Source organism: Afipia sp. P52-10, from assembly GCF_000516555.1.
Taxonomy (GTDB): domain Bacteria; phylum Pseudomonadota; class Alphaproteobacteria; order Rhizobiales; family Xanthobacteraceae; genus P52-10.
In genome coordinates this window covers 342,980-368,958 of the sequence record NZ_AZSJ01000004.1, presented here as the reverse complement: position 1 = coordinate 368,958, position 25,979 = coordinate 342,980, and the positions used below count along the sequence as shown (strand labels likewise).

Here is a 25,979-nt window from a genome sequence, read left to right as displayed (position 1 = left end):
GAATGTGAGTTACATCACTTCGCGGGCGTCAGTCCACCCCTGTTCCCGGGGTGGTGATCCATTGTTATTGCACGTCCAGCGGTTCGGTTCCCACGGGCTGGCCGGCCTGATCGGTCGTGATCTTGTCGACGCGGGCTTCGGCAAGCCGCAGCAGTTCCTCGCAGCGCCGCTTCAGGGCTTCCCCGCGCTCATAGATGGTCACCGACTCTTCGAGCGGAACCTTGCCGCCTTCGAGGCGCGTCACGATCGTCTCAAGTTCTTCGATCGCCCGCTCGAAGCTCAGCCGTTTTACGTCCGCATGGGCATTGTCGGCCATCATGTCGTCCCCGCAATGATGATTTGGTTGATTGCCGAACGCGGCCGGCAATGGTCCGTTCCACCGCGCTGTTGAATCTGAGTTGACTGGAAGTTTACGGAAGCATTGTGGCGATATGGAACCCGCGAGACTAGCCCTGCATGAGCGTCGTCACATGGGCGTCCACAGACTCAGTCAAACCTTGCAGATCATAACCGCCTTCGAGCACGGAGACGACCCGTCCCTGCGCGTTGGCGTCGGCGATGTCCATCAAGTGTTGTGTCACCCAGCGGTAATCGGCGCCTTCGAGCGCGAGATTGGCGAGCGGATCCCGGTAGTGCGCATCGAAGCCGGCGGAGATCACCACGAACTCGGGCGCGAACGCACGCAACCGCGGCAGGATCAGTTGTTCGAAGGCGTCGCGGAACCGGACGCCACCATCGCCTGCATGCAGGGGCGCGTTGACGATGGTGTCGTGCTCGCCGCGTTCGCCGGCCGCACCGGTACCGGGAAATAGCGGCATCTGGTGAGTTGAGCAGTACATCACGCTCTTGTCGGCCCAGAAGATGTCCTGGGTGCCATTGCCGTGATGCACGTCGAAATCGACGATCGCTGCACGGCCGATCCCATATTTGCGCTGCGCATGACGGGTGGCGATCGCCGCGTTGTTGAAGAAGCAGAATCCCATCGGCTTGCCGAATTCGGCATGGTGGCCGGGTGGCCGTGTTGCGACAAAAGCGTTCTGTACGGCGCCGCTCATCACTGCGTCGGCGGCTGCGACCGCGCCGCCGGCCGAGCGCAGGATCGCCTCCATGCTGCCGGGCGACATCGACGTGTCGGCATCGATGTAGGCATAGCCCTCCTTCGGCGCGCGATGGCGGATCTCGCCGATCTCATGTTCCGAATGACAAAGCGCGACCATGTCGAACGTCGCCTCTGGCGCAAGCACGCGTTGCAACGGCGCGAACCGTTCGGTTCCGAGCACCTTGTCGATGGCGCGCAGACGGTCGGCACGCTCCGGATGGCCCGGAGGCGTCTCGTGATCGAGGCAGGACGGATGGGTGACGAGAAGCGTTGTCATGCGAAGAACCTGTTTGCACCCAACCTATATGGTTGAGGGAGCTTCTGAAAGACAGGCCTGGCGTGCATGGCGATTACTACGGGTTCAGCCGCTGGATTCGCTCCGGTTGATGCGGCGAGAGCGGGCTGTTGGCTTTGAAATAGGCGTCCAGCGCATCCACGTCGTAGATCCCGGTGCGCCGCTCGGTGCCCTCCTTGAAGGTGCTGAAACCGTCGCCGCCGGACGCCAGGAAGTCGTTGACGGTGACGCGGTAGCGCGCTTGCGGATCGATCGGCGTGCCGTTCAGCGTGATCGCTTGAATGCGCTCGCCAATCGGCCGGCTGGCGTCGTAGCTGACGCTGAGGCCGTGCGAGATCTGCAGAATGCGCACGAAGGACGGGGCCGTCCACTGCTGCTCCAGCGCTTGCTTGAGCTGCGCGCCGGTCAACGTCATGGTGACGAGCTGATTGCGAAACGGTTGGCTCGCGAACACGTCCGCGTATGTCACCGTGCCGTCGCCGTTTTTGATGACGCTGTTGCGGATGCCGCCCGGATTGGTGATCGCGATCACTGCGCCGCCCTTGTCGGCGGCCTTGGTGGCGGCGAGTTGCGCGTCAGCCACGATGTCGCCGAGCACGCTTTCACCGGCGCGGTTCGGATCGCGCAGCAGCGAATCCGTGATCCGGCCGGCGGGCCTGCTCGCGATCGGCGTCGCACGTTCCTCATACGCCGCGATCAAGGCGCTTTGCGCGGCGTCTTTTGCGTAAGTATCGGTGCGGACGATGGTGTTGCCGGCCTGAGCGCTGATGACATCGCGGGTTCTGGGATCGAGTTTGACATCGATCTCGGTGAGGATGGTGCCGTATTTGTCAGCGCTGGTGACGAGACGACCATCGATGTTGCAGACATAGGCCTGATGGGTGTGGCCCGAGACCACGATGTCGACGGCCTTGTCGAACTTGCTGACGATGTTGACGATCGGGCCGGAAATGCCGGGGCACTCGTTGTAGTCGCCGGTCGGAAAGCCGCCTTCATGGATGAGGACCACGATGGCTTCGATGCCGCGAGCCTTCAGCGTCGGGACCAGCGCGTTGACCGTTTCCGCTTCGTCGCGGAATTCGAGCGTCGCGACGCCGGAGGGATTCACCACCAGCGGCGTCGCCTTCAGCGTCAGGCCGATGAAGGCCACGGGAATGCCGTCGAACTCGCGCACCGCATAGGCCGGCAAGAGCGGCTCGCCGGTGGCCTTTTCGATCGTGCTGGCGGCGAGATAGCGAAACTTCGCGCCGAGGAACGGATGCGGCCCGCGGCAGCCGTCGGTCGGATGGCAGCCGCCGTTCTGCATGCGCAGAAGTTCGTCGCGGCCTTCGTCGAACTCGTGGTTGCCGACGGAGGCGACGTCGAGCCCCATCAATGACAGCGATTCGATAGTGGGCTCGTCGTGGAAGAGGGCGGACAGCAACGGGCTTGCACCGATGAGATCGCCGGCAGCGACGAAGACGCTGTTCTTGTGAGCCTGCCGCCGCTCCTTCACGAGCGTCGCAAGGTGTTCCGCGCCGCCGGCGGCGATCGCGATCTTCTTGGTCTTGTCGGCGGGGTCGGCAACCCGGATGCCGCCCGCCGGCGGCTGCAGGTTGCCATGGAAATCGTTCAGCGCCAGGATCGTCAGCTCGACCGGTGTGCCGCGGAAAACAAGATTCGACAGTCCGGATCTGGCCACCAGCCAGACCGCAGCAAGCAAGGCGACCGCTGCGATCGGCGCAATCCAATAGCGCAAACGCATCGCTTAGGCCCGCTTCCGCTCCAGGAAGCCCTTGAATGCGGCTAGGGCTTCGGGAGAGCGCATCTGTTCGCCGAAGTGTTTGCCTTCGAGCGCAAACCGCTCGGCCACCTGTTCGGGCGGCAGACGCATCAGCCGTTTGGAAATGGCTACGGCTTCCGGCGGCAGTTTAGCGATCTCGGCGGCGACCTTCAGCGCTTCGGCCTCGGCCTGTCCGGGCGCCGCGACCTGATTGACGAAGCCGGCCTGGTGTGCGGCTTCGCCATCGATCCTGCGGCCCATCACCAGCAGTTCGAACGCGCGCTGGTGTCCCATCGCCCGCGGCATCAGCAGGCTCGAGGCTCCCTCGGGCACGAGACCGAGGCCGACAAACGGTGTCGCGAACGTGGAGGCTTTGGTGGCGACCACGTAGTCGCAGTGAAACATCATCGTCGTGCCGATGCCAATGGCCACGCCGTCGACGGCTGCAACCAGCGGCTTCGGGTTGCGCAACAGCGCATGCAGCAACGTCGAGCCGCCGGAAGTGCCGAACGCGCGCTTTTCGTTCGAGGAGCCTGCCGCCATGAAGTCGGCGAGATCGTTGCCCGCCGTGAATGCGCCAGGCACGCCGGCGATGACGATGCAGCGGATCGCCTTGTCGTCGGCGGTCGCATCGAGTGTCTTGGCGACGGTGTGATACATCTCCTGCGTCAGCGCATTCTTCTTATCCGGACGATTCATGGTGATGACGCGGATCGCGGCGTCGTCGCGGACGAGGATGTCGGACATGTTTCCGGCCCTTTCTCAAGCATTGTTGGGTCGTGGCGGCGGCATCTGGACTTGGGCCGCCACAGGCCCCACATCATTGGCACAAAGCGAGGGCGGGCGGCTAGTCGTTGCCGGCATGACGCCGACAGTGAAATGTCGCAGGCGGGCGCGGGCAGCGGGCGTGTTTACGGGAGACGATCATGCAGTTGACAGGAATTCACCATCTGACCGCCGTGACAGCCGACGCGCACCGCAACCATGACTTCTACACGCGAACCCTCGGCTTGCGACTGGTGAAGAAAACCGTCAACCAGGATGACGTCAGCGCCTACCATCTGTTCTATGCCGACGCCAAGGCCAGTCCGGGCAGCGACATCACCTTCTTCGATTGGCCGGTGGAGCGGGAGGTGCGCGGCTCGCGGACAGTCACGCGCACGGCGTTCCGCGTGAACGGTGAGAAGACGCTGGGCTTCTGGCGTGATCATCTGCGGCAGCGGGGCGTCAGGGCAGGCGACGTTACGCAGATCGATGGCCGTCTGACGCTCGTGTTCGACGATTTCGAGGGGCAGCGGCTGGCGCTGGTGGACGATGGCGGGGCAGGCGATGCGCATCCGTGGGAGCGAAGCCCGATAGCGGCCGAGCATCAGATCCGCGGACTCGGGCCGATCACGTTGACGGTACCGGACCTGGCGCGCACGGCCACGGTGCTGACCGATGTCATGAACATGCGCCGCGTGCGCGACTACGCTGTGGACCGAAACCATCAGGCGCATGTGTTTGCGATGGGCGACGGAGGCCCGGCGGCTGAGCTGCACGTGATCGAGCGGCGCGATCTCGCATCGGCCCGGCAGGGCGCCGGCGGGGTCCATCACGTCGCGTTCCGCACGCCCGACGAGACGCAGTATCACGCCTGGACCGATCGTCTGCGCGACTTCGGCGTGCCGAACAGCGGCGAGGTCGACCGCTACTATTTCCGCAGTCTGTATTTCCGCGAGCCAAACGGCATCCTGTTCGAGATCGCCACCGATGGCCCGGGCTTCGCAACGGACGAGCCCGCCGACAAGCTCGGCGAGCATTTGGCGCTGCCGCCATTCCTCGAACCCAAGCGCAAGGCAATCGAGGCTGGGCTCAAGCCGCTGTAATGACTGCTACGCTCAGGCCAGCAGCACGGCGTCGGCGCCGTTCACCGCCTCGGCGCTGTCGGTGACCGTGCGTTCGAGCGCGCCGGCCTGCACGGTGACGTTTTCGGCGAAGAAGCGGGCCAGCGTGGTGTAGCGCTTCTGGCTGTCGCCGTGATCCAGCCCGCGCGCGGCGAGCGCTTCGTCCGCCAGCATGCAGCCGCCAAGCGTGGAGCCGAACAGCCGCAGATAAGGGGTCGCGCCCGCAAGCGCCTCGTTCGGTGCTGCAGTGACGCGGTCGAGCAGCCAGCGGCTGGTGCGTTCCAGCGCGCCGAGGGCGTCGCGCAGCCGTGCCCCTGTGGTGCCAAAGGCCGGATCGTTGGAGGCCTCGACCTTGGCGACGATCTCCTTCAGCTCGTCGATCAGCGCCCAGACCGATGCACCGCCGTTGGTGGCAAGCTTGCGCGTGACGAGATCGATCGACTGGATGCCATTGGTGCCTTCGTAGATCGCGGCGATGCGCGCGTCGCGGAAATGCTGTGCGGCGCCGGTCTCCTCGATGAAGCCCATGCCGCCATGCACTTGCACGCCAAGCGAGGCAACCTCGTTGCCGACGTCGGTCGAAAACGCCTTGGCGATCGGCGTGAGCAGGGCAGCGCGGGCGTTCGCGGCATCGCGGGCTGTGGCATCCGTCGCGTGTTCGGCGATATCGATGGCGACCGCAGTGGCATAACAGATGGTGCGCGCGGCGGCAGTCATCGCGCGCATCTGCAACAGCATCCGCTTGACGTCCGGATGCACGATGATCGGATCGGAGGTGTCGGTCTTGCTGTTGGTCTTGGCGCCCACCCCGCGGCCCTGCTTGCGCTCCTGGGCATAGGCGAGCGCCTGCTGGTAGGCGCGTTCGGCGATGCCGACGCCTTCCAGGCCGACGCCGAGCCGAGCCTGGTTCATCATCGTGAACATGCAGGCCATGCCGCGGTTCTCTTCGCCGATCAAGTAACCGGTCGCGCCGCCTTTATCGCCCATCACCATCACGCAGGTCGGTGAGGCATGGATGCCGAGCTTGTGCTCGATGCCGCTGGCGCGAATATCGTTACGGGCGCCGAGCGAACCGTCGGCATTGACCAGGAACTTCGGCACGAGGAACAGCGAGATACCGCGGGTGCCGACGGGAGCATCGGGCAGGCGGGCGAGGACGAAGTGGATGATGTTCTCCGTCATGTCATGCTCGCCATAGGTGATGAAGATCTTCGAGCCAAACAGCTTGTAGGTGCCGTCGGCTTGGCGCTCCGCGCGGCTGCGCAGGGCGCCGACATCGGAGCCGGCCTGCGGCTCGGTGAGCTGCATGGTGCCGGTCCATTCACCGGAGATCAGCTTGGCGAGATAGGTCTGCTTCAGGGCGTCGCTGCCGTGCGCATCCAGCGCCTCGATCGCGCTGGCGGTGAGCAGAGGGCAGAGGCCGAAGGCCATGTTCGCCGCGGCCCAGATTTCGGTGCAGGCGGCGTTGATCGCAACCGGCAAGCCTTGACCGCCCCAGGCCTCCGGCGCGGACACCGCGTTCCAGCCGGCGGCGGTCCAGCGCGCATAGGCGTCAGTCCAGCCGGGCGCGGTCGTGACCTTGCCGTCGTCATACTTGGCGCCCACCTTGTCGCCGTCCCGGTTGAGCGGCGCCAGCACGTCTTCGGCGAACTTGCCTGCTTCGCCCAGCACGGTCGCGGTCATCTCCGCATCGTATGCGCCCAGCAACCCCTTGCTCGCGGCGCGCGCCAGACCGGCTCCATGGTTCAGCGACAGCAGAATGTCATTGAGGGGCGCGCGATAGGTCATGACGTTTACTCCCGGCCTTCGGATGTCGTGCGACTGACTATAGAATGGAAGGCTGCTGCTCATACAGCCATCCAGCCGCCGGTTTGTCACGGTTCCCGCGGCATCACAAGACGATCTAGAGGTGATATGCCGCGCGATGGGGCCAGGGCATTTGCAGGTATCGCAACGGGATGCGAATGTCAGGGCCAGCCGGGACCCTTGCAAGTTATGGAAAGCGTCGCATGACCAATCGCTTGCCCAATCTCCAGATCAACGCGGAACGGTTGTGGTCCGACATTCATGAGACCGCGCAATTCGGCGGCACGCCGAAAGGCGGGGTTCGGCGGCTGACGTTGAGCGAGGAAGACAGACTGGTGCGCAACTGGTTTCGCAACGCCTGCGAGGCCGCCGGCTGCGAGGTTCACGTCGATGCGCTGGGATCGATGTTCGCGATCCGGCCGGGCCGCGACAACGGCAAGCCGCCGATCGGCATCGGCTCGCATCTCGACACGCAACCGACCGGCGGCAAGTTCGACGGCGTTCTCGGTACGCTGGCCGGACTCGAGGTGATCCGGACGCTGAACGATGCCGGCATCGAGACCGATGCGCCGATCTGCCTTGTCAACTGGACCAACGAGGAGGGCTCGCGCTTTGCCCCGGCGATGATGGCCTCGGGCGCCTATGCTGGCGATTTTACCGTGGACGACATTCTGTCGCGCGAGGACAGCGATGGTGTGACCGTGGGCGAAGCGCTGGACGCGATCGGCTACCGCGGCAGCGAGCCGGTTGGCCAACGACAACTCGGAGCGTTCGTCGAACTGCACATCGAGCAGGGCCCGATCCTCGAGCGCGAGAACAAGACGATCGGCGTGGTCGAGCGCGGGCAGGGCATTCTCTGGTATGACGGTCGTATCACCGGCTTCGAGCGTCACGCGTCGACGCCGATGGAGTATCGCCAGGACGCGCTGGTCGCGTTGTCGGAGATCGTCCTGGCGGTCGAGCGAATCGCCTCCGCGCACGCGCCGCAGGCGGTCGCCACTGTCGGCGAGGTGGTGATTGCGAACCCGTCACGCAATGTCGTGCCGGGTGAGATCGCGTTCACGATGGACGTGCGCAGTCCCGATGAAGCGATCATGACCGCGCTCGATAGCGACATCCGCAGCGCGATCGCGGACATCGCCATGCTGCGCAAGGTGGCCATCGCGTTCGAGTCGGTCTGGTGCAAGCCGCCGACGATTTTCAATCCTGCGGTGGTGACGGCTGTCGAGCAGGCAAGCGCTGCGCTCGGTTATTCGCACCGGCGCATCATCTCGGGCGCAGGCCACGATGCGTGCAACCTCAACGCGGTGGTGCCGACGGCGATGATCTTCGTGCCGTGCAAGGACGGCATCAGTCACAACGAACTCGAGGATGCGACGCAGGCCGACTGCGCCGCTGGCGCGAACGTGCTGCTGCATGCGGCGCTGGCGCTCGCCGGCGTGAGCGCAAGTGGCGACGTTCCCACCGTGCGGCCCAGCTAGGAGGGCGCGCTCCTAGCAGCAGAAGCGGTGCCTCGTTCGCAGCAAGGGCCGATGCTGGCGGCTGGCTAGAGCCGTTTCCGGCTAAACCGATCTGGCCCATGATTGAGATTGATCGTTTGATACGCTGGCGGATACCTGGCTGGGGCGGGAGGATTCGAACCTCCGCATGGCGGAATCAAAATCCGCTGCCTTACCACTTGGCGACGCCCCATCGTCCGGTTGCGGAAGAACGCCCGGAGCCTAACCAAGCCGATTTCGTCAGGCAACGCCGCATTAGCCGCAAACGGCGGCCGTTTCAACAGCATAACGCGTTGATCGCACTGAAAAACTCAATCAGATCGCCGAGACTGCCGGCCGCATCGTCGGGTATGGGGGAGACGGCGCCGGCTGATCGAAGCTTTGCAGCGGCTGCATCAGCAAGCATTGGCGCCGCGGAACACAGAAGCGTTGAACAGCGGCATTGAAGAATCGCCCAGTGCGCGGCAATGCGGGTGCGTCCTGTGAAGATTGTGCGACACGCGGTGGATCACCGCTGGCGTCATGCAAACGCCCGATTTGGTCTCCACGCCCTCCCGCCCATTAGTTAGAACAATAACCATGACTTCATCTTACGTGCGCAATGCGATTGTCCTTGGCCTGCTGTCGGCGGTCGGTCCATTCGCCATCGATATGTATCTGCCCGCACTGCCGACGATCGCGACGGACCTGCACACATCGACTGCTGCCACGCAGATGACGCTGGTGTCGTTCTTCGTCGCCTTCGGCGTCTGTCAGATCGTATATGGTCCGCTTTCGGACATGGTCGGCCGCAAGCCGCCGCTCTATGTGGGCCTCGCGTTGTTCATCCTCGGGTCCATCGGCTGTGCGCTCGCGCCGACCGTGGCGTGGCTGGTTGCGTTCCGGTTCGTGCAAGGCGTCGGCGCGTCGTCAGTGATGGTGATCCCGCGCGCGATCATCCGCGACCTGCATACCGGCACCGAAGCGACCCGGCTAATGGCATTGGTGATGCTGGTCCTCAGTGTCTCTCCGATTCTCGCTCCGTTGCTTGGCAGCGCGCTGATCATTCCTTTTGGCTGGCGTGCGGTCTTCGTCGCGGTGACGCTGGTCGCCTTGATCGGCGTCGCACTGCTGTTCGCCTTCCAACCGGAAACGCACCCGCGCCAGAACCGGGTCGCGGTGAGTGCCGGTCATGTCTTCAAAAGCTTCGGCTATCTGCTGACTCATGTCCGCTTCCTCGGCCTGACCTTCATCGGCGGATTGGGCATGGCGAGCTTCTTTTCGTTCCTGGCGGGTTCCTCGTTCGTCTACATCGAGCACTTCGGTCTGACGCCAGCGCAGTTCAGCCTGGCATTCTCGTTGAATGCGGTCGGATTCATCGGCGCATCGCAGTTCGCGGCGGGATTGGGCGAACGTTTCGGCATGGCGCGGATGGTGCTGGTCGCGGTCACCATCTACGCGCTGCTGACCGGGTTGCTATTTGTCCTAACGCTCGCCGGCTTCGACAGTCTGCCGCTGATGATGACGCTGCTGTTCTTCGGCTTCGCCAGCATGGGCGTTGTCATCCCCTCGACCATGGTGCTTGCGCTCGACGAGCACGGTCCGATCGCCGGTATGGCGTCCGCGCTCGGCGGCACCCTGCAAATGATCACGGGCGGCATCATGATCGTGATCGTCAGCCTGGTGTTCGACGGCACCCCGCGGCCAATGCTGGGTGCTATCGCCTTCTGCGCGCTGGGGGCGTTTCTGGTCAGTATCGCGACGCTTGGCCGGCGCCCGACCTTGGAGAATAAGGCGGTCTAAGCTGGTAGATCGTGGTAGCGATCTTATAAGTTCCTGTTTTTATTATATTTTAACGGCATTTCAGCCTGCCGTGGCCTTTACAGGCTGCGGCACCCGCTGCTTGCCGTTCAAACTGATGGCCTTCGGGGGCCTGCAAGCCTGCTCAAGACGCAGAGCGGGCATGGCGCGAACCGCGCCCTGCTTGCTATGCCGCCGCCGAAAGTTAGTTTAGAAGCCGATCAAAGTCCCCGTCATAACCAATAACCTGGACTGACAATGCCCGCTTATCGTTCCCGCACCACGACTCACGGACGCAACATGGCCGGCGCGCGCGGCCTCTGGCGCGCCACCGGCATGAAGGACAGCGACTTCGGCAAGCCGATCATTGCCGTCGTCAACTCCTTCACCCAGTTCGTGCCCGGCCATGTGCATCTGAAGGATCTCGGTCAGCTGGTCGCGCGCGAGATCGAGGCTGCAGGCGGCGTGGCGAAGGAGTTCAACACGATCGCCGTCGATGACGGCATCGCCATGGGCCACGACGGCATGCTGTACTCGCTGCCATCGCGCGAGCTGATCGCCGACAGCGTCGAGTATATGGTCAATGCCCATTGTGCGGATGCCATGGTGTGCATCTCCAACTGCGACAAGATCACGCCCGGCATGCTGATGGCGGCGCTGCGGCTGAACATCCCGGCGGTGTTCGTCTCCGGCGGGCCGATGGAAGCCGGCAAGGTCGTTCTGGCGGGCAAGACCCATTCGATGGATCTCGTCGATGCGATGGTGGCAGCGGCCGACGAGCGAGTGAGCGACGAGGACGTCAAGGCCATCGAGCGCTCGGCGTGTCCGACCTGCGGCTCGTGCTCCGGGATGTTCACGGCGAACTCGATGAACTGCCTGACCGAGGCGCTTGGTCTGTCCCTGCCGGGCAACGGCTCGACGCTCGCGACCCATGCCGACCGCAAGCGATTGTTCGTCGAGGCCGGTCATCTGGTGGTCGATCTGGCTCGCCGCTACTACGAGCAGAACGACGAGCGGGTGCTGCCGCGGGCGATCGCCTCGAAGGGCGCGTTCGAAAATGCCATGGCGCTGGATATCGCGATGGGCGGTTCCACCAACACGGTGCTGCACATCCTTGCCGCCGCCCACGAGGCGGAGATGGATTTCACCATGGCCGACATCGACCGGCTCTCACGCAAGGTACCGGTGCTGTGCAAAGTCGCACCGGCAGTGGCGGATGTGCATATGGAAGATGTGCATCGCGCCGGCGGCATCATGGCGATCCTTGGCGAGCTCGATCGCGCAGGCCTGCTCAACCGCGATCTGCCGACGGTGCATGCGACGACCATCGGCGAGGCGATCGATCACTGGGACATCGCCAAATCGAACAGCCAGAAGGTGCGCGATTTTTTCATGGCGGCGCCGGGCGGCGTGCCGACTCAGGAGGCGTTCAGCCAGGATCGTCGCTGGGACGACCTCGATCTGGACCGTGAGAAGGGCGTGATCCGCAGCGCGGAGCATGCCTACTCGAAGGATGGCGGGCTTGCCGTGCTGAAGGGCAACCTCGCGATCGACGGGTGCATCGTCAAGACGGCGGGCGTCGATGAGAGCATTCTGAAGTTCTCAGGCCCAGCGCGGGTGTTCGAGAGCCAGGATGCGACGGTGCATGCCATTCTGTCGAACAAGATCAACCCGGGCGACGTGGTGGTGATCCGCTATGAGGGGCCGCGCGGCGGTCCCGGCATGCAGGAGATGCTGTATCCCACCAGCTACCTGAAGTCGAAAGGCCTCGGCAAAGCCTGCGCGTTGATCACGGACGGACGCTTCTCGGGCGGCACGTCGGGGCTTTCGATCGGTCACGTCTCGCCGGAGGCGGCAGACGGCGGTCTGATCGGTCTGGTACGCGAAGGCGACACCATCGAGATCGATATTCCGAACCGCAAGGTGCATCTGGCCGTCGATGAGGCCGAGCTCGCCAAGCGCCGCGCGGCGCAGGACAAGGCTGGCTGGAAACCCACTGAAGTCCGCAAGCGGCGCGTCACCAGCGCGCTGAAGGCTTATGCGGCATTCGCCACCAGCGCAGCCGAGGGCGCGGTTCGCAGGGTGCCCGAGTAAGGCGCTCCGCAACGTCAGGACGTCCATGACTTAGAACCAAGAGCGGCATCGATGGTGCCGCTCTTTTGCTATCCATCGCTGCGACGGAGTGGCTCAGCTAGGCGAGGCGCGAAATTGGCGGGTGGCCTATGCTCCATGTCGGCTTGCTGCCGGGCAGGAAACATCCGAACACAGAGCCAAACCGGAAATCGGTGGTGCGGCAGATGGGGGAGATGACGATGGCGGGACGGCTTCAGGGCAAGGTCGCGGTGGTGACGGGGGCTGCGCCGCGGGGTGAGGGCGTGGGCAATGGTATGGCCACCGCCATCCTGTTTGCGCGCGAAGGCGCGAAGGTGGTGCTGGTAAATCGCAGTGCTGAGCGGGCCGAAAAACTCGCCAAGCAGATCAAGGACGAGGGCGGCGAGGCTTCGGTGTTCGCAGGCGACGTCGCCAAGGCCGATGTGGCCGAAGCCATGGCGGACTTCGCGGTGAAGACCTACGGCCGGCTGGATATCCTCCACAACAATGTTGGCATCGGCGGGCCCGGTACGCCCGAGACCGTGTCGCTCGAGACCTGGCACGGTGTGCTCGAGGCCAATCTGACGACGACGATGCTCTGCACTAAGTTCTGCCTGCCGCGGATGAAGGAAGGCGGTGGCGGTTCGGTCATCATGGTGTCGTCGATCGCCGGAGCGCTTGGCTTGATGGGCAGCGCAGGCGCGGTGGCTTATTCCACAGCGAAGGCGGGTTTGCACGGCTTTACCATGTCGGTTGCTGCCGACTACGCGACGCAGAATATCCGCGCCAACTGCATCATCGTCGGTTCGGTCAACACGCCGATGGTCGGCCATCTCGGCCCTGAGGCGCGCGAGCGGCGCAAGAATATGGTGCCGATGAAGACCGAAGGCACGGCCTGGGACATTGCCCATGGCGCGGTCTATCTGGCTTCGGACGAGTCGCGCTGGGTGACCGGCATCCTGCTGCCGATCGATGGCGGCCTGGTCGCCTTGAGAACGTGGCCGCGCTGAGGCGGCCGCAGTCAGCCCGATTGTTTGGCGCGCTGACGCCAGCACAGGATGCTGACGACCATCAGACCGCCAATCATGGAGATGTGCTCGGTCGCGGTGTGAAAGGCGACCGTCGCACGCGGCTCCGGCAACGACCAGAAGTGATGCACCAGCGGAATGGTCAGCGCGGTGAAGACCGCCAGCGCGCCTGCTCCGAGCCAGGCCCAGCGGTTGAAAATGATCAGAAGCGAACCGCCGATCTGGGTGACGATGGTCAGAACATTCATCGCCACCGGGTAGGGCAGGTCGAACATCGCCATTTCCGCCACACCGCCGCGGAAGTCGATCAGCTTGGCGAGGCCGCTGCCCCAGAACATGAAGGTCAGAACGACACGGGCAAGAACGGCGAACCAGCTCTTATCGAGCAGCGCGGCAATGATCGATGGCATGAGGTCTCCAAAGAACGGCGAGCTGGCCTCGCTCGGATCGGGTGTGTTCAGAAGCCAGCCATACGCCGAGCGTTGGATCACGCCCAGCGATTCTCGTCCATGGACCGTTTGTCTCACCGTTTCGATTTGCTGTCGTTTCGCTCGGCTGCCCGCCGCAATGCATCGGCCAGCGCACCGCCACCGGAAGACGACGGCTGCTGAGCCTTGCGTGGTGATGATGCCGGACCGTTGGCGCGGGCGTTGCCGCGAGCCGCACCGGCGGGGCGATTGGCCGTCAACTCATCGTCGAGCCGGAGGGTGAGGGAAATCCGCTTCCGCGGCACGTCCACGTCGAGCACCTTGACCCGGACGATGTCGCCGGACTTCACCACCTCGCGCGGGTCCTTGATGAAGGTGCGGGACATCGCCGAGACATGCACCAGCCCATCCTGGTGCACGCCGATATCGACGAAGGCGCCGAACGCGGCGACGTTGGTGACCGTGCCCTCCAGCACCATGCCGGGCTTGAGGTGGTTCAAAGTCTCCACGCCTTCCTTGAAGACCGCCGTCTTGAAGGCAGGGCGCGGGTCGCGGCCCGGCTTTTCCAGTTCGCGCAGAATATCGGTGACGGTCGGCAAGCCGAACGTATCGTCGACGAAGGTTTGTGGCTTCAATTGCTGCAGCGCCTGCGTGTTGCCGATGATCGCCTTGATGTCGCTCTTGGTCGCGGCCAGAATGCGCCGCACCACGGGATAAGCCTCCGGGTGGACGCCCGACGCATCCAGCGGATCATCGCCGTTGGCGATGCGCAAGAAGCCCGCGCATTGTTCGAACGCCTTCGGGCCCAGCCGCGGCACGTCCTTCAGCGCCTTGCGCGATTTGAACGGGCCGTTGGCGTTGCGATGTTGGACGATACTCTGCGCGAGGCCGGAGCCGATGCCCGACACCCGCGCCAGCAGCGGAGCAGAGGCCGTATTGGCATCGACGCCGACGGAGTTCACGCAATCCTCGACCACGGCATCGAGCGACCGCGAAAGCTTGGCTTCGCTGAGATCATGCTGGTACTGCCCCACGCCGATCGATTTCGGATCGATCTTGACCAGTTCGGCCAGCGGGTCCTGCAGGCGTCGCGCGATCGAGACCGCGCCACGGAGCGTTACATCCAGTTCCGGCAGCTCCTCCGATGCAAACGCCGAGGCGGAGTACACCGACGCGCCGGCTTCCGAGACGACGATCTTGGAGACCTTGAGGTCAGGCAGCAACTTCAACAGATCGCCTGCGAGCTTGTCGGTTTCGCGCGATGCGGTGCCGTTGCCGATCGCGATCAGCTCGACGCGATGCTCGCGCACGAGCTTGCCGAGCGTTGCGAGCGCATCATCCCAGCGCCGCTGCGGTTCGTGCGGATAGATCGTCGTAGTCGCGACCACCTTGCCGGTGGAATCGACGACGGCGACCTTGACGCCGGACCGGTATCCGGGATCGAGGCCCATGGTGGCGCGCGCGCCGGCCGGAGCGGCCAATAACAGGTCGCGCAGGTTGGATGCGAACACGCGGACGGCCTCTTCCTCCGCCATCGACCACAGCCGCATGCGCAAGTCGATATTCAGATGCACCTGGATCTTGGTCCGCCATGCCCAGCTCACGGTGTCGGCGAGCCAGCGATCGCCAGGGCGGCCATGGTCGGCGATATTGAAGCGGTGGCGGATCTTCAGCTCGTAGGAATTCACCGGGTTCGGAGTGGGGCTCGGCGCTTCGGGCAGAAGCTGCAGGTCGAGCGCCTCTTCCTTCTCGCCGCGGAACATCGCCAGCACACGGTGGGATGGCAGCTTGCTCAGCGGTTCGCTGAAATCGAAATAGTCGCTGAACTTGGCGCCGGTCTCCTTTTTGCCGTCGCGAACCTTCGACGCGAGCAGGCCGTTCGTCCACATCTGCTCGCGCAGCGCGCCGATCAGATCCGCGTCTTCGGCAAAGCGTTCGACGAGAATGGCGCGTGCACCGTCCAGCGCCGCAGCCGTATCGGCCACCTGCTTGTCCGGGTTTACGAAGGCTGTGGCGACGGCTTGCGGATCGTTCTCGGGCTGGGTCAGCAATTGCTCCGCCAGCGGCGCGAGGCCTGCTTCCTTGGCGATTTCAGCCTTGGTGCGTCGTTTCGGCTTGAACGGAAGATAGATATCCTCGAGGCGCCCCTTGCTGTCGGCGTTCATGATGGCGGCCTCGAGTACCGCATCAAGTTTGCCTTGCTCGCGGATTGAATTCAGGATGGTCGTGCGCCGCTCCTCCATCTCGCGGAGATATTTTAAGCGCTCCTCCAGCGTGCGGAGCTGCGCATCGTCAAGCGCGCCGGTGAGTTCCTTACGGTAGCGGGCGATGAACGGCACGGTTGCACCGTCATCAAGCAAGGCCACCGTCGCATCGACCTGCTGTTCGCGGATGCCGAGCTCTTCCGCGATCTTCTGACTGATAGTTCGCACGCGATATATTCTTTCCGATCAGACGCAGCCGGTGAATCGTCACCGGCCGGGAGGGGCTTATGGACCAGCAGCCGCGGTCGCATCAAGCCATTGCGCAGCGGTGAATCAGTGTTGAAAACAGCTTATCGCGCGAGATGCGGCAAGATCGTGCACGCGCCGCGGGCATTTCGGCGCAGCCTCCGATGCTGTGGACAATCGCGCCCGACGCGTCGGTTCACCGTCTGAGGTCGAGTTTGAACTCGGATTGCGTGAGACGGCAGCCCGCTTGCGAGAGACACTGTTGCAGCGGCACCATCTTCGCCTTGTGGAGACCGCGCTCCCGCGCCGCCTCCGACAGGGCCGGGGTGAGTGTCTCCATGGCCGAGCGAAGCGCAAGCTCGACATCCGCTTCGCCTGCGGCGGTCGAATTTCCCGTGAGGACGATGATATCGATCAAATCGTGGCGGCGAGCATCGATGTCGATGAACAGAAGTCCTACCGGCGGCGAGGGGAGCGACACGGCTGGGAACTTGCAGGTGTGCGCGTTCTGGCAGAGCGACAGCAGCCGTCGTCCCTGTGGTTTCCAGAGGCACTGCGGTTTGCTGGAAGCCTGGACGATACAGACCGCCGGGTCCGGAGCGCCGTTGATGTTGGCGCGCGTTCCGCCGAGCCCGGGAATGCCGTCCCAGGGGCTGCCGGTGATCTTGGTTGCGTCGACCTTGAGCGTCAGGTCGTAGGTTCCGCCCTGGGCCAGGCCGTGCCCCAGGGAAAGAACAATGAACGCAGCCGCTATCGCTAGTCTTTGCATTTCGCAATGTCCTCGGGCGGCAACAAGCCGTCTGTCTATCTAGGCGATTCTCGGATGCCTGCTGCAAGCGGTTTGTGATTCGCCGAGGTGCTGCCGGTGTCAGTTGGGCGACTGCGCCTCGAGTGGCGTGAGGATGCCGGCGGCATCGACACCGGTGTCATGCCGCCGCTTCAGACGGACAAAGAGAAGCAGCATGAACGGGATGGCGCTCAAAAGAACCGATGCGAACACGATCGGAGCTTCCGGCCTCTGCCATTGGTCCTGAAGGTAACCGGCGCATGCGGGGCCTGCCACCATCAGCAGATAGAAGACGCTATAGAACAGTCCGAAGCCGGCTGCACGCTGTTCCTGATCGAGAACGAGCGAGGGCAACACGAGGATGCTGCCCGAGAGCGGTCCGATCGCGAGCCCGAACAGAACGCAGGCTGCCGCGGGCCAGATCTCCATCGCGAAGAGGGCGAGAGATAGCGCGGCCATCGTGGCGCAAAATGCGATAGCGACTGTCGTCCTGCGGAGCCACTGAACGAGATAACCGCCGGCAGGGATCGAGATGATCGTCAGCAGCACGATGGCGCCGACCATGGCAGCCGCAGTCGTCGCCGAGAGGCCCTGCGCCTGCAGAACCTGTGGGGCGGAGGTGAAGACGACGATGCAGGCCACATTCATCGCGCCCCAGATGGCGCCGGCAACGATGATCGGCGCACGGCTGGATAAACTCAGGCTTGTCGATGCGGCTTGCCGCACGTCTGATTGGGGGAGCGGTGCGTAGCGCAGAACAAAAGCGGCGAGCACGATGACAGCAACGATGCCGGTCGAGAGCATGGCAGTCATCAATCCGAAGGTCTCTGCCAGAGCAGTTTGAAGCGGGAGGCCGAGCATGGCGCCGATCGGCCAGCTCACCTGCACGACCGACATTGCCAGGACAATCTCGCGACCATTGAACCAGTCGGCAATCATCTTGGTCACGGTGATAATGACCACCGTTGCGCCGATGCCTCCCGTGATGCGGAATGCAAGGCCCATCAGCAGATGGTCCGACAGACCGATGCCGATGCCAGAGCCGATCATGAGCGACAGACCGACGAGACAGAGCTGGTCTTCGCGATAACGCTGCCCCAGTCTGCCGGTCGCATACGCAACGACAACCCCGGGCAGCATATAGACGCCGAGAAGCAGCCCGATGTCGGAAAAGCCGACCTGATAATGCTCTGCCAGCATCTGCGTTGTCGATGCGACCGACTGGAATTGATATCCAGTCGCGCCACGGGCGGCAAATGCCAGGAGCAGAATGGTCCAGCGCCTGTCGGCCATCGTCGTTCCGATGCTGGTGATGCTCATTTTGTTGCGAGCTTGTCGCGAAGGACGGCGCTGATCTCGGCCAGCTCCAGCTCGGAGATGCTGCCGGCCTGAACGCGCAGCTCCATGATCGCAAGATCGATCAGGAAAACCGCAAAATCGTTGTTGCTCGATGCCACGATCGCCCGTTGCCGCTCGAAAACGGAAACGACGTCAAGGAGCGAGGCCCGGATGCCATCATCCATAGTTGCGGCCCTGCATGCCTCGCCCCGACGTCGCTGTTATCCATTGCCTGGTGGTGATCGGTTGAGCGAACAGTGTCAGCATGCCGGTCGTCAGACGATGAGCGGACAGGGGGTCGATACGGTCCTGTCCGCTGCTGACCGAGGCATCGTCGAGAAAGGTCACTGTATGGTGACGATGCGAAGCCTCGATTGCCGTCGCGACGCAGGTCGCCTCCGCCATCAAACCGGCGATGGTGTAGTGGCCGACCTGCGATACGACTTCCTCGAAGTAGGGGCAGGCGTAGCAGGACGGACGCGTGCGATCGAACACCATGTCAGAGCGCTTCGGCTCGAAGCCTTCGATCCAATTGGCAGACGTCTCACAGCTCAACCGCGTGTAGGCGAGGGGTATTCCGACCTTGCGAGCATGGCGGATGGCCGCGCGGCAGTTCTCGAGCGAACGTTCGATGGCGATCCCGTGCTCGCTGCGTAGCCTCTCGCAATAAAAATCTTGCAGGTCGATCACGACGAGCAACTGACTGGCAGCGGCATGCGTGTAGGATTTCAGATCGACGACGTCAGTCATAAAGCGGTCCGCCGGTGGCGAAGCTCCCTCGGCGGGCCGATGTTTCCAGCACGCCGGGCTGGTCCCATAGGCCTTCCGGTCGGATGATCACATAAGGGTCGGCTTCGAGTGTGATGCTTTGCGGATGTTTTGGAGTTTCGAGTTTGACTTCGACATAGTCGAAGTCGGAGAATACGAACTCGCGCGCGCCCGGCATTCTGGTGAAACCGCGCTTCTCCCAGAAATCCATCAGCCGCTTCTGGGCATGGGCGTAGAGCACCCTGTAGCCCTTTAGTCGGCAGAGATCGACTGCAGCGTCGACAATGCGTCCGGCGAGGCCCGCCCGCCGGTGCTTGCCGAGAACAGCCAGCCGCTCCAGCTTCGCGAAATCGGCAAAATAGCGGATGCGGATGCAGCCGACCGGTTCGCCCTGCCAATGGCAGATCAAGTGGGTGGCGGAGAAATCGTTGCCGTCGAACTCCTCCGTGAACGGACAGGATTGCTCGCTCATATAGACGGCGCTGCGAATGGCGATCACGCGCGCGATATCCTCCATTGAGCGGGCGACCCGGATCGAGAGCGGGTCCACGGCGCGACTTGTCGGTCGATCGTTCGATCGATCGAGCATGTGGAAGTTCGTGGCGTGTATTCCGTCGTAGTGAGCGCCGGGGGAGAAGCCGAGCGGCTCCAGAACGCGGAGGCCGCCCTTGGTGATGGGGCGCGAGTAGATGTTGACGCCCTGATACAGCGGACTTGAATACTTCTCGAGCACGAGCGAGATCGCCGCAGCGATCGGTCCCTTGGCGTGGATCGCCCACACATAGATGCCAGCAGGCCGCTCCGATTGGCGCGTGACATAGGTGAGGTCGGGATTGCGCGTATCCAGCCGACCATCGAGGAGGCGTCGCGTGCCTTCATGCGTCAGCGGCAGGACGGCTAGGAATCCATCCCCCTTCGGATCGTCGACATTGAATCGATCGCGTCGGGCGATGGCCCAGAATGTATCCGGATTGTGGGTCGCGACGGCCTGCACGATCTCGTTCTTGGTGAGACCTGGGATATCCTCGCGTGCGGCATCCATCAGTGCGGCGATCCGGGCGCCATTAGGGGTGAAGATCACGGTGCGCCGCGAGAGCTGCGACAGCGTCATCCGGTCCAGCGAGTGCGCGGCGGTTCGTCCTGCTGCGCGATTACTGGCGGTCTTGCGCAATAAGCCGAGATCGTGCGCCGTCATCAGGTCGCCTCTTGGTTGTGAAGGTGGGTTCTTTCTGCCAATAATAAAAACAGGCAGCAGGGACCGTTTGTATGCACTCAATTGAGAGCACGGGTGAGCACAGCGGTGCGCACCCCTCCGGTCGGATGGACGACTGGGATTCAGTGCGGATATTCCTCGAAGTTGCACGGACCGGGAGCTTTCGAGCAGCTGCCGAGCACCTGGGGCTGTCCGCTGGATATTTACGCAAGCGGGTTCAGCACTTAGAGAGCACGTACCGCACGACCCTTCTGACCCGGCATGTGGACGGCGTCAGGCTGACGCTGGAGGGCAAGCAGGTGATCGCGGCGGCGACGCGGATGGAGGAGGCGTCATTCGAGCTTCGCCGTGCCTTCAGCCGGAACACGCCGAACCTGTCGGGAGAGGTCCGCCTCGCCATTACCGAAGGCCTCGGGACATTTTGGGTGGCGCCGCGTCTGATTGAATTCCAGCGGGTTCACCCGGGCCTGCTGGTGGATTTGAAGTGCGAAATGCGCAGCGCCGACGTCCTGCGGCTGGAAGCTGATGTGGCGGTGCAACTCGAGCGGCCGAACGTGTCATCTCTCAAGATCGTCAGGATTGGACGGCTGCACGTGATGCCGTTCGTCTCGCCGGCTTACGTCGAGATCTATGGCATGCCGAAGGGGCCGGACGACATTCGGCAGAACCATCGGATCGTGCTGCAGGACGCCGAGCAGACCCGCGGGCGCGAGCTTTACGACCAGTACGCCAATCGCGAAGAGCTCGGCTTTGTTGCCATGCGAAACAACGTCAGCAGCGCCCATGTCTGGGCGATTGCGAAGGGGGCCGGGATCGGTTGGCTACCGACCTATGTTCCGGTGATCGGCGGACCGATGATTCCGCTGGATATCGGAATTCAGTTCGATATGGATATCTGGCTGACCTATCATCCGGATGCGAAGAAGATCAGGCGGGTCAGCCGTCTCATCGAATGGACGATCGATGCGTTCGACGGCCGTAAATATCCTTGGTTTCGCGACGAATTCGTCCATCCGAACGAATTACTGAAGTCTTATAAGAGTGAAGCGCTGGTCAATATGTTCGCGGGTTTTACGACCCGAACCGACCCGCAGATTGTGCAAAGCCGAATGGCTAAAGCCAAATAGAATTGGGAGCGTTCCGTGGGCGGCAGGCGCTTTGATGAGTTCGACAGGCAAATCGGGCAGTTGGTAAAGGCCCGGCGATTGTCCAAGGGGATATCTCAGGGAGAACTCGGGCAGATTCTCGGCCTGACCGAGCATGAGATTCAAAATTACGAATCCGGCTCTAAAAGTATCAGCGCCAGCCGATTGGCGCAGATTTCCGAGGCGCTCGATGTGCCCGTGACCTTCTTTTACGACGACACGGAAGGGTATTCGGGCCTCGAAGCAGGCCACGTTCCGGCCGATCCCGCGCAAATGCTCAAGACGATCCTCGGGCTCCGCCTGCTGAGAGCCTTCCACAATCTGCAGGATCACTCGATGCGCGAGCATCTCGTCAGGTTGGCAGAGCAAATGTCCGCCAACGCCGTCTCGACGGGAAAGCAAGGCAGGAGCGACCCGAAGACCGCAAGCTGACCGCCTAGTTCAGCTTGGCCGATGCAAACAGGCGGATATTGAGGCCCGGCTGCAGCACTTCGTCCTTCTTGTAAGATTGGTGTAAGCGAATTCGTTCGTTCAACAGATTCTCGCCGCGAATGCCGACCGTGACCTCCGGGACCAGGTTCGCGCCACCACTGAATTTTTGTTTGTAACTCAACTCGGCATTCAGAAGGTTGAAGCCCGATGTCGGCGTCTCGAACGCGCCGAGGTTGGTCTGCGCGAAGGCGTGCAGCAGATTGACGGCCGCGGTCCAGGTGGTGTCGCGATAATAGAGGCCGGCGCCCAACCGATGCGGCGGAATTTTCGGCACGTACGAGCCGTCGGTGAAGGTGGCGTGGACGAAGTCATACTGTCCCGAAACGCCCCAGGTGCCGTTCCATATCTGCGCAATATCGTGCTCCGCCTGGACCTCCGCGCCATAGAAGCGGGCATCGCGTTGCGAATACTTGATCTGGTCGAAAGTGCCGTTGGGATCGCCGCAGGTTGCGAACGTGCCGTCACATTTGGCGCCGGTAAAATTCTTGTAGATGAAATTTTTGAACTGGGTGTAGTAGGCGGAGACTTCGAAACGGAACTCCCCTTCGTTGCGCTTCAAACCGACTTCGATCGTATTGGCTTTCTCCAGCGTCATGGTCGGATCGCCGATCTCGAATGTGCGCGGCGTGTCGTGCGGTCCCTTGTAGAAAAGTTCGATGGCGTCCGGTGCCCGCTCGACGTGCTGCGCTGTGATACGCGCCGTGATCTTGTTCGGCAGAGCGTAGAGCAAGCCGACGCTGGCGCTGGCCGGTTGATAGACGCGCGACACGTTGAAGGTCGTGGGATCGTCCGGCGGTGGCAGCAGCGAGGCCGGGAAGATCGCGCCGGTGCCCTCAACGCTGATGTGATCCAACCGGCCTGAGGCCTGCAGCTTCAGCTTTTCGGTCATCGCGATCTCTTCGAAGACGAACGCGGCGATGCTGCGGACCGACGCCGGGGCGAGCAATTCCTCGATGCCGCCGACGGAGAGCTTGCGGTTGCCCCATTGCGTGCCGAACACACCACGCATCTCGCCGAGAAAAGTGTTCATCGGTAGGTGCGATATCTCCATGCGGGATTCGAACTCGCGATTCTTGAACCGCGAACCGATCTCGTTGACGCCGTCGATGACGTTGACCTCGTTATGCTTGTAATCGGTCGCGCCGAACCAGTATTTGACGGTATCGAAGCCGTACTCCTCGATCCGGAATTCGCCACGGCTTGTCCACTTCGATTGCCAGAGATCGATGTGATTCTTGCTTGCTGCCGAGGCGATGCCGGGAATGTAGTAGGTCATCTGCGTGTGCTGATAGGCGATGCCGACGAAGCCGCGGTCGAAGATGTGCGAAGCGCCGAACGCATATCCGTCGGACCGGTAGCCTGAATTGAGTTGCCTGCCGCCGCCTGGTATCGCGTAATCGCCGGCCCGGCGGGCGAAGCCGTCGACATGGACGGCAAAGCCGTTGCCGCCTGCTTCGAGCAGTGCCGCGCTATCGCGTCCGTTGTTGACGCTGCTGAATCCGCCGCGTGAGGCGAAGCTTATGCCATTGGTCGGAATCTGGTCGGGAATCCGCGAGTTGGTGGCGCTCACCACGCCGCCAATCGCCTGCGAGCCGTAGCGCAATGTGCCGGGGCCGCGAATGACCTCGACCTGTCCCGCGAGCAGGGGATCGATGGTGACCGCATGGTCCTCGCCGAGATTGGCCATGTCCTGCGTGCTGATGCCGTTTTCCTGGGTGCGCACGCGAAAGCCGCCGAGACCGCGAATGACCGGACGGCTGGCCACCGGCGAGAACGAGGTCTGCGAAATGCCTGCCTGGGTGCCGAGAGTATCGCCGAGGGAAGCAGCACCATGGGCCAGGACCTCCGACTGACCCATGGTGCTGACCGACGTGAAATCCGGGTCGCCCGAAATGACTGGCGTTGCGGTTTCGACGACGATCTCAGGAAGAGTGTCTTGAGCGACGGCTGGCGCCGCTGCGCCTACAAGAAGGGCCACTGTGGAAAGTGCAGTGGTTGATCGCCAGCGTCTCATGATGCCCCCAGTTGCAACTCATTCGCATTTATTGCGTATCGCTCTTGCAAATGATTTGCAAGAGCGAGTTGCAGAACGGCAACGGCTGGTGCGCATGTTGGAGTTATCGGCCGAAGGGTCTGGGACGCCGCAGGGGCGGTTTTGCCAACAACCCAGAGGTTTTCTCTGGAGGGCTCTCGAGGACTAAAACCATTAAAAGCCTGGCCCCCCCATGGGAGCGAGAAACGAGGCAGGTTCCAGCCTTGACAGCAGACCTTCTTTTGATTGTTATGTTATAACATAACATCAACAAGAGCTCACCCGTGAATGCACGCCTGCGCGCGCTCAACAGACTGTTCGACAAACATGAGAAAACTACCCGTCACCGTGCTGTCCGGCTTCTTGGGATCTGGGAAGACGACGCTTCTGAATCACGTTCTGAACAACCGGAAAGGCCTGAAGGTCGCGGTTCTCGTCAACGACATGAGCGAGGTGAACATCGACGCCGACCTCGTCCGCGATGGTGGTGCGAACCTTTCCAGGACTGACGAGAAGCTTGTGGAGATGACCAATGGCTGCATCTGCTGTACCTTGCGCGAGGACCTGCTGAAGGAGGTGCGCGCGCTGGCGGAGGATGCGCGCTTCGACTATCTGCTGATCGAATCGACCGGCATCTCTGAGCCGTTGCCCGTCGCGGCGACCTTCGACTTTCGTGACGAAGCCGGACAGAGTCTCGCCGATGTCGCGCGCCTCGATACGATGGTGACAGTGGTCGATGCGGTGAACCTGTTGAAGGATTACGCCTCGACCGATTTCCTCAAGCAGCGCGGCGAAGCGCTGGGCGACGACGACCGGCGTACGCTCGTCGATCTCCTCGTCGAGCAGATCGAATTCGCCGATGTGGTGATCCTCAACAAGGTCGGCGATGCGACCCCTGCACAGCGCGATGCAGCGCGCAAGATCATTCGTGCGCTGAATCCGTCTGCCGACTTGATCGAAACCAGCTATTCGAAGGTGCCGCTCGAACGCGTGCTGGACACGGGTCGTTTCGATTTCGAGAAGGCGCAGGCGAATCCGCTTTGGTACAAGGAGCTCTATGGCTTCGCCGACCATGTTCCGGAGACCGAGGAGTACGGCATCCGGAATTTCGTCTACCGCGCGCAGCGTCCGTTCGAACCGGAGAAGCTGCATCGTTTTTTGCGTGAGAGTTGGGGCGGGGTGATCCGAGCCAAGGGCCATTTCTGGATTGCGACGCGTCCGGACTGGGTGGGCGAACTCAGCCAGGCCGGCGCGATCGTCAAGACTGAAGGAATGGGATTCTGGTGGGCGAACATTCCCGTGGAGCGCTGGCCCAGCGATCCATACTGGCGCCAGACGTTGAAGAAGAATTGGAACGCGCTTTACGGTGATCGCCGCCAGGAGATCGTCTTCATCGGCACGGATATGGATGAACAGGCCATCCGCGCGCGGCTCGATGCATGCCTCGTCGCGGGGGAGCCCGGGATGAACATCAAGGCGTGGTCGAAGCTCAGCGATCCGTTTCCGAAATGGCGCCGCGCTGACGAAGCGGCCTGATCGACGAACGTTGCGATGGCCCATGCGATCCGGCGGATCTCAGCGTGGGCCATTTGCGATGTCTCTAAATTATCACACACCGCCGCGCTGCGCTCGCACTGTCTCCGCGGGCGTTTGACAGGTTAAAGTCGATTACCTATAGTCCGTCGCGACGGTTCCCCTTGGGGATTAAACGGGAACGCAGAAGCCGAACGCTCCGACACTGAGCACACGGCGATGCTGCGGCTGCCCCCGCAACTGTGAGCGGTGAATCTATCGCCAAAAGGCCACTGGAAAGGACCTTTCCGGGAAGGCGGCGGTGGATACTGATCCGTGAGCCAGGAGACCTGCCGTCGGACGTGGTCACACGCGAGCATATCGATCGGGGTGCGTCGGTAGGTGCCGAATCCGCTGTCTGTCACAGTGGTGAAGGACTTCGTTCGCGGTGACGTGCCACACGCTGCCGCTGAGGTCCTTATTGTTATGTCTTTTCATCATCTGCCGAAGGCGCGACGACTTCTGTTGTCGGCGTCATGCTTTGCGCTTTTGACCGCCGGCGTTTCGCC

21 protein-coding genes, 1 tRNA gene and 1 riboswitch are annotated in these 25,979 nt (G+C 62.8%); of the genes, 8 read left to right on the top strand and 14 right to left on the bottom strand.

Annotated elements, in window-relative coordinates; all coding sequences use genetic code 11:
- Positions 1-64 precede the first annotated feature (64 nt).
- From X566_RS16530 to X566_RS16515, 4 genes are all read right to left on the bottom strand, one after another.
- A complete protein-coding gene (locus X566_RS16530; RefSeq protein WP_034469846.1) occupies positions 65-316 on the bottom strand; it encodes an exodeoxyribonuclease VII small subunit in 252 nt (83 codons plus the stop codon).
- Positions 317-446: 130 nt separating this feature from the next.
- Positions 447-1,376, bottom strand: coding sequence for a histone deacetylase family protein (locus tag X566_RS16525; protein ID WP_034469444.1), 930 nt, complete (start codon positions 1,374-1,376; stop codon positions 447-449).
- A 76-nt stretch (positions 1,377-1,452) separates the two neighbouring features.
- The gene (locus X566_RS16520) at positions 1,453-3,138 is read right to left on the bottom strand and encodes a bifunctional UDP-sugar hydrolase/5'-nucleotidase (RefSeq protein ID WP_034469442.1); all 1,686 of its coding nucleotides are present in this window, start codon (positions 3,136-3,138) and stop codon (positions 1,453-1,455) included.
- A 3-nt stretch (positions 3,139-3,141) separates the two neighbouring features.
- Positions 3,142-3,903, bottom strand: a complete 762-nt coding sequence (locus X566_RS16515; RefSeq protein ID WP_034469438.1) for a crotonase/enoyl-CoA hydratase family protein — start codon at positions 3,901-3,903, stop codon at positions 3,142-3,144.
- Positions 3,904-4,082: 179 nt separating this feature from the next.
- Here X566_RS16515 and X566_RS16510 point away from each other — a divergent pair, with 179 nt between their 5' ends.
- On the top strand, positions 4,083-5,024 hold the full coding sequence (locus X566_RS16510; RefSeq protein WP_034469435.1) for a ring-cleaving dioxygenase: 942 nt from the start codon (positions 4,083-4,085) through the stop codon (positions 5,022-5,024).
- A gap of 12 nt (positions 5,025-5,036) precedes the next feature.
- On the opposite strand, the gene X566_RS16505 is transcribed toward X566_RS16510, so the two are convergent.
- Positions 5,037-6,830, bottom strand: a complete 1,794-nt coding sequence (locus X566_RS16505; protein WP_034469434.1) for an acyl-CoA dehydrogenase — start codon at positions 6,828-6,830, stop codon at positions 5,037-5,039.
- Between the two features lie 221 nt (positions 6,831-7,051).
- Between X566_RS16505 and X566_RS16500 the strand changes: the two genes are divergently transcribed.
- Entirely contained in the window at positions 7,052-8,329 is a 1,278-nt protein-coding gene (locus X566_RS16500; protein WP_034469432.1) for a Zn-dependent hydrolase, read from the top strand.
- A 136-nt stretch (positions 8,330-8,465) separates the two neighbouring features.
- Here the strand turns inward: X566_RS16500 and X566_RS16495 are convergent.
- Positions 8,466-8,540 (bottom strand) — tRNA-Gln (locus X566_RS16495).
- A 386-nt stretch (positions 8,541-8,926) separates the two neighbouring features.
- On the opposite strand from X566_RS16495, the gene X566_RS16490 reads away from it, so the two are divergent.
- From X566_RS16490 to X566_RS16480, 3 genes are all read left to right on the top strand, one after another.
- Positions 8,927-10,129, top strand: coding sequence for a multidrug effflux MFS transporter (locus X566_RS16490; RefSeq protein WP_034469430.1), 1,203 nt, complete (start codon positions 8,927-8,929; stop codon positions 10,127-10,129).
- A 255-nt stretch (positions 10,130-10,384) separates the two neighbouring features.
- Positions 10,385-12,220: a dihydroxy-acid dehydratase gene (gene ilvD / locus X566_RS16485; RefSeq protein WP_034469427.1), complete on the top strand. Its 1,836-nt coding sequence runs from the start codon at positions 10,385-10,387 to the stop codon at positions 12,218-12,220.
- 218 nt (positions 12,221-12,438) lie between these two features.
- Positions 12,439-13,227, top strand: coding sequence for an SDR family NAD(P)-dependent oxidoreductase (locus X566_RS16480; protein WP_160170488.1), 789 nt, complete (start codon positions 12,439-12,441; stop codon positions 13,225-13,227).
- An 11-nt stretch (positions 13,228-13,238) separates the two neighbouring features.
- On the opposite strand, the gene X566_RS16475 is transcribed toward X566_RS16480, so the two are convergent.
- The 7 genes from X566_RS16475 to X566_RS25530 all read right to left on the bottom strand — a co-directional run bounded on the left by X566_RS16475 (position 13,239) and on the right by X566_RS25530 (position 20,211).
- Positions 13,239-13,655, bottom strand: coding sequence for a DoxX family protein (locus X566_RS16475; RefSeq protein WP_034469842.1), 417 nt, complete (start codon positions 13,653-13,655; stop codon positions 13,239-13,241).
- A 113-nt stretch (positions 13,656-13,768) separates the two neighbouring features.
- Positions 13,769-16,105, bottom strand: a complete 2,337-nt coding sequence (locus X566_RS16470; RefSeq protein WP_034469424.1) for a Tex family protein — start codon at positions 16,103-16,105, stop codon at positions 13,769-13,771.
- Positions 16,106-16,319: 214 nt separating this feature from the next.
- The gene (locus X566_RS16465) at positions 16,320-16,892 is read right to left on the bottom strand and encodes a hypothetical protein (RefSeq protein ID WP_034469421.1); all 573 of its coding nucleotides are present in this window, start codon (positions 16,890-16,892) and stop codon (positions 16,320-16,322) included.
- 99 nt (positions 16,893-16,991) lie between these two features.
- Positions 16,992-18,230: a CynX/NimT family MFS transporter gene (locus X566_RS16460; protein ID WP_034469419.1), complete on the bottom strand. Its 1,239-nt coding sequence runs from the start codon at positions 18,228-18,230 to the stop codon at positions 16,992-16,994.
- Positions 18,227-18,433 carry a hypothetical protein gene (locus X566_RS16455; RefSeq protein ID WP_034469416.1) on the bottom strand — a complete coding sequence of 69 codons (207 nt, stop codon included), beginning with the start codon at positions 18,431-18,433 and terminating at the stop codon, positions 18,227-18,229. The genes X566_RS16460 and X566_RS16455 overlap by 4 nt, the downstream gene beginning before the upstream one ends.
- Positions 18,426-18,998 (bottom strand): isochorismatase family protein, encoded by a 573-nt coding sequence (locus tag X566_RS16450; RefSeq protein WP_051444271.1) that lies wholly within the window; start codon positions 18,996-18,998, stop codon positions 18,426-18,428. Before X566_RS16450 ends, X566_RS16455 begins: the two co-directional genes overlap by 8 nt.
- Positions 18,991-20,211: a GNAT family N-acetyltransferase gene (locus X566_RS25530; RefSeq protein WP_343213100.1), complete on the bottom strand. Its 1,221-nt coding sequence runs from the start codon at positions 20,209-20,211 to the stop codon at positions 18,991-18,993. Before X566_RS25530 ends, X566_RS16450 begins: the two co-directional genes overlap by 8 nt.
- A gap of 71 nt (positions 20,212-20,282) precedes the next feature.
- Between X566_RS25530 and X566_RS16440 the strand changes: the two genes are divergently transcribed.
- Both X566_RS16440 and X566_RS16435 read left to right on the top strand, forming a co-directional pair.
- Entirely contained in the window at positions 20,283-21,356 is a 1,074-nt protein-coding gene (locus X566_RS16440; RefSeq protein ID WP_034469414.1) for a LysR family transcriptional regulator, read from the top strand.
- A 15-nt stretch (positions 21,357-21,371) separates the two neighbouring features.
- Positions 21,372-21,806, top strand: coding sequence for a helix-turn-helix domain-containing protein (locus tag X566_RS16435; protein WP_034469412.1), 435 nt, complete (start codon positions 21,372-21,374; stop codon positions 21,804-21,806).
- 4 nt (positions 21,807-21,810) lie between these two features.
- On the opposite strand, the gene X566_RS16430 is transcribed toward X566_RS16435, so the two are convergent.
- On the bottom strand, positions 21,811-23,844 hold the full coding sequence (locus tag X566_RS16430) for a TonB-dependent receptor (RefSeq protein WP_244434811.1): 2,034 nt from the start codon (positions 23,842-23,844) through the stop codon (positions 21,811-21,813).
- 381 nt (positions 23,845-24,225) lie between these two features.
- Between X566_RS16430 and zigA the strand changes: the two genes are divergently transcribed.
- A complete protein-coding gene (zigA, locus tag X566_RS16425; protein WP_034469410.1) occupies positions 24,226-25,434 on the top strand; it encodes a zinc metallochaperone GTPase ZigA in 1,209 nt (402 codons plus the stop codon).
- Positions 25,435-25,569: 135 nt separating this feature from the next.
- Positions 25,570-25,783, top strand: a riboswitch (cobalamin riboswitch).
- The last annotated feature ends 196 nt before the right edge of the window (positions 25,784-25,979 follow it).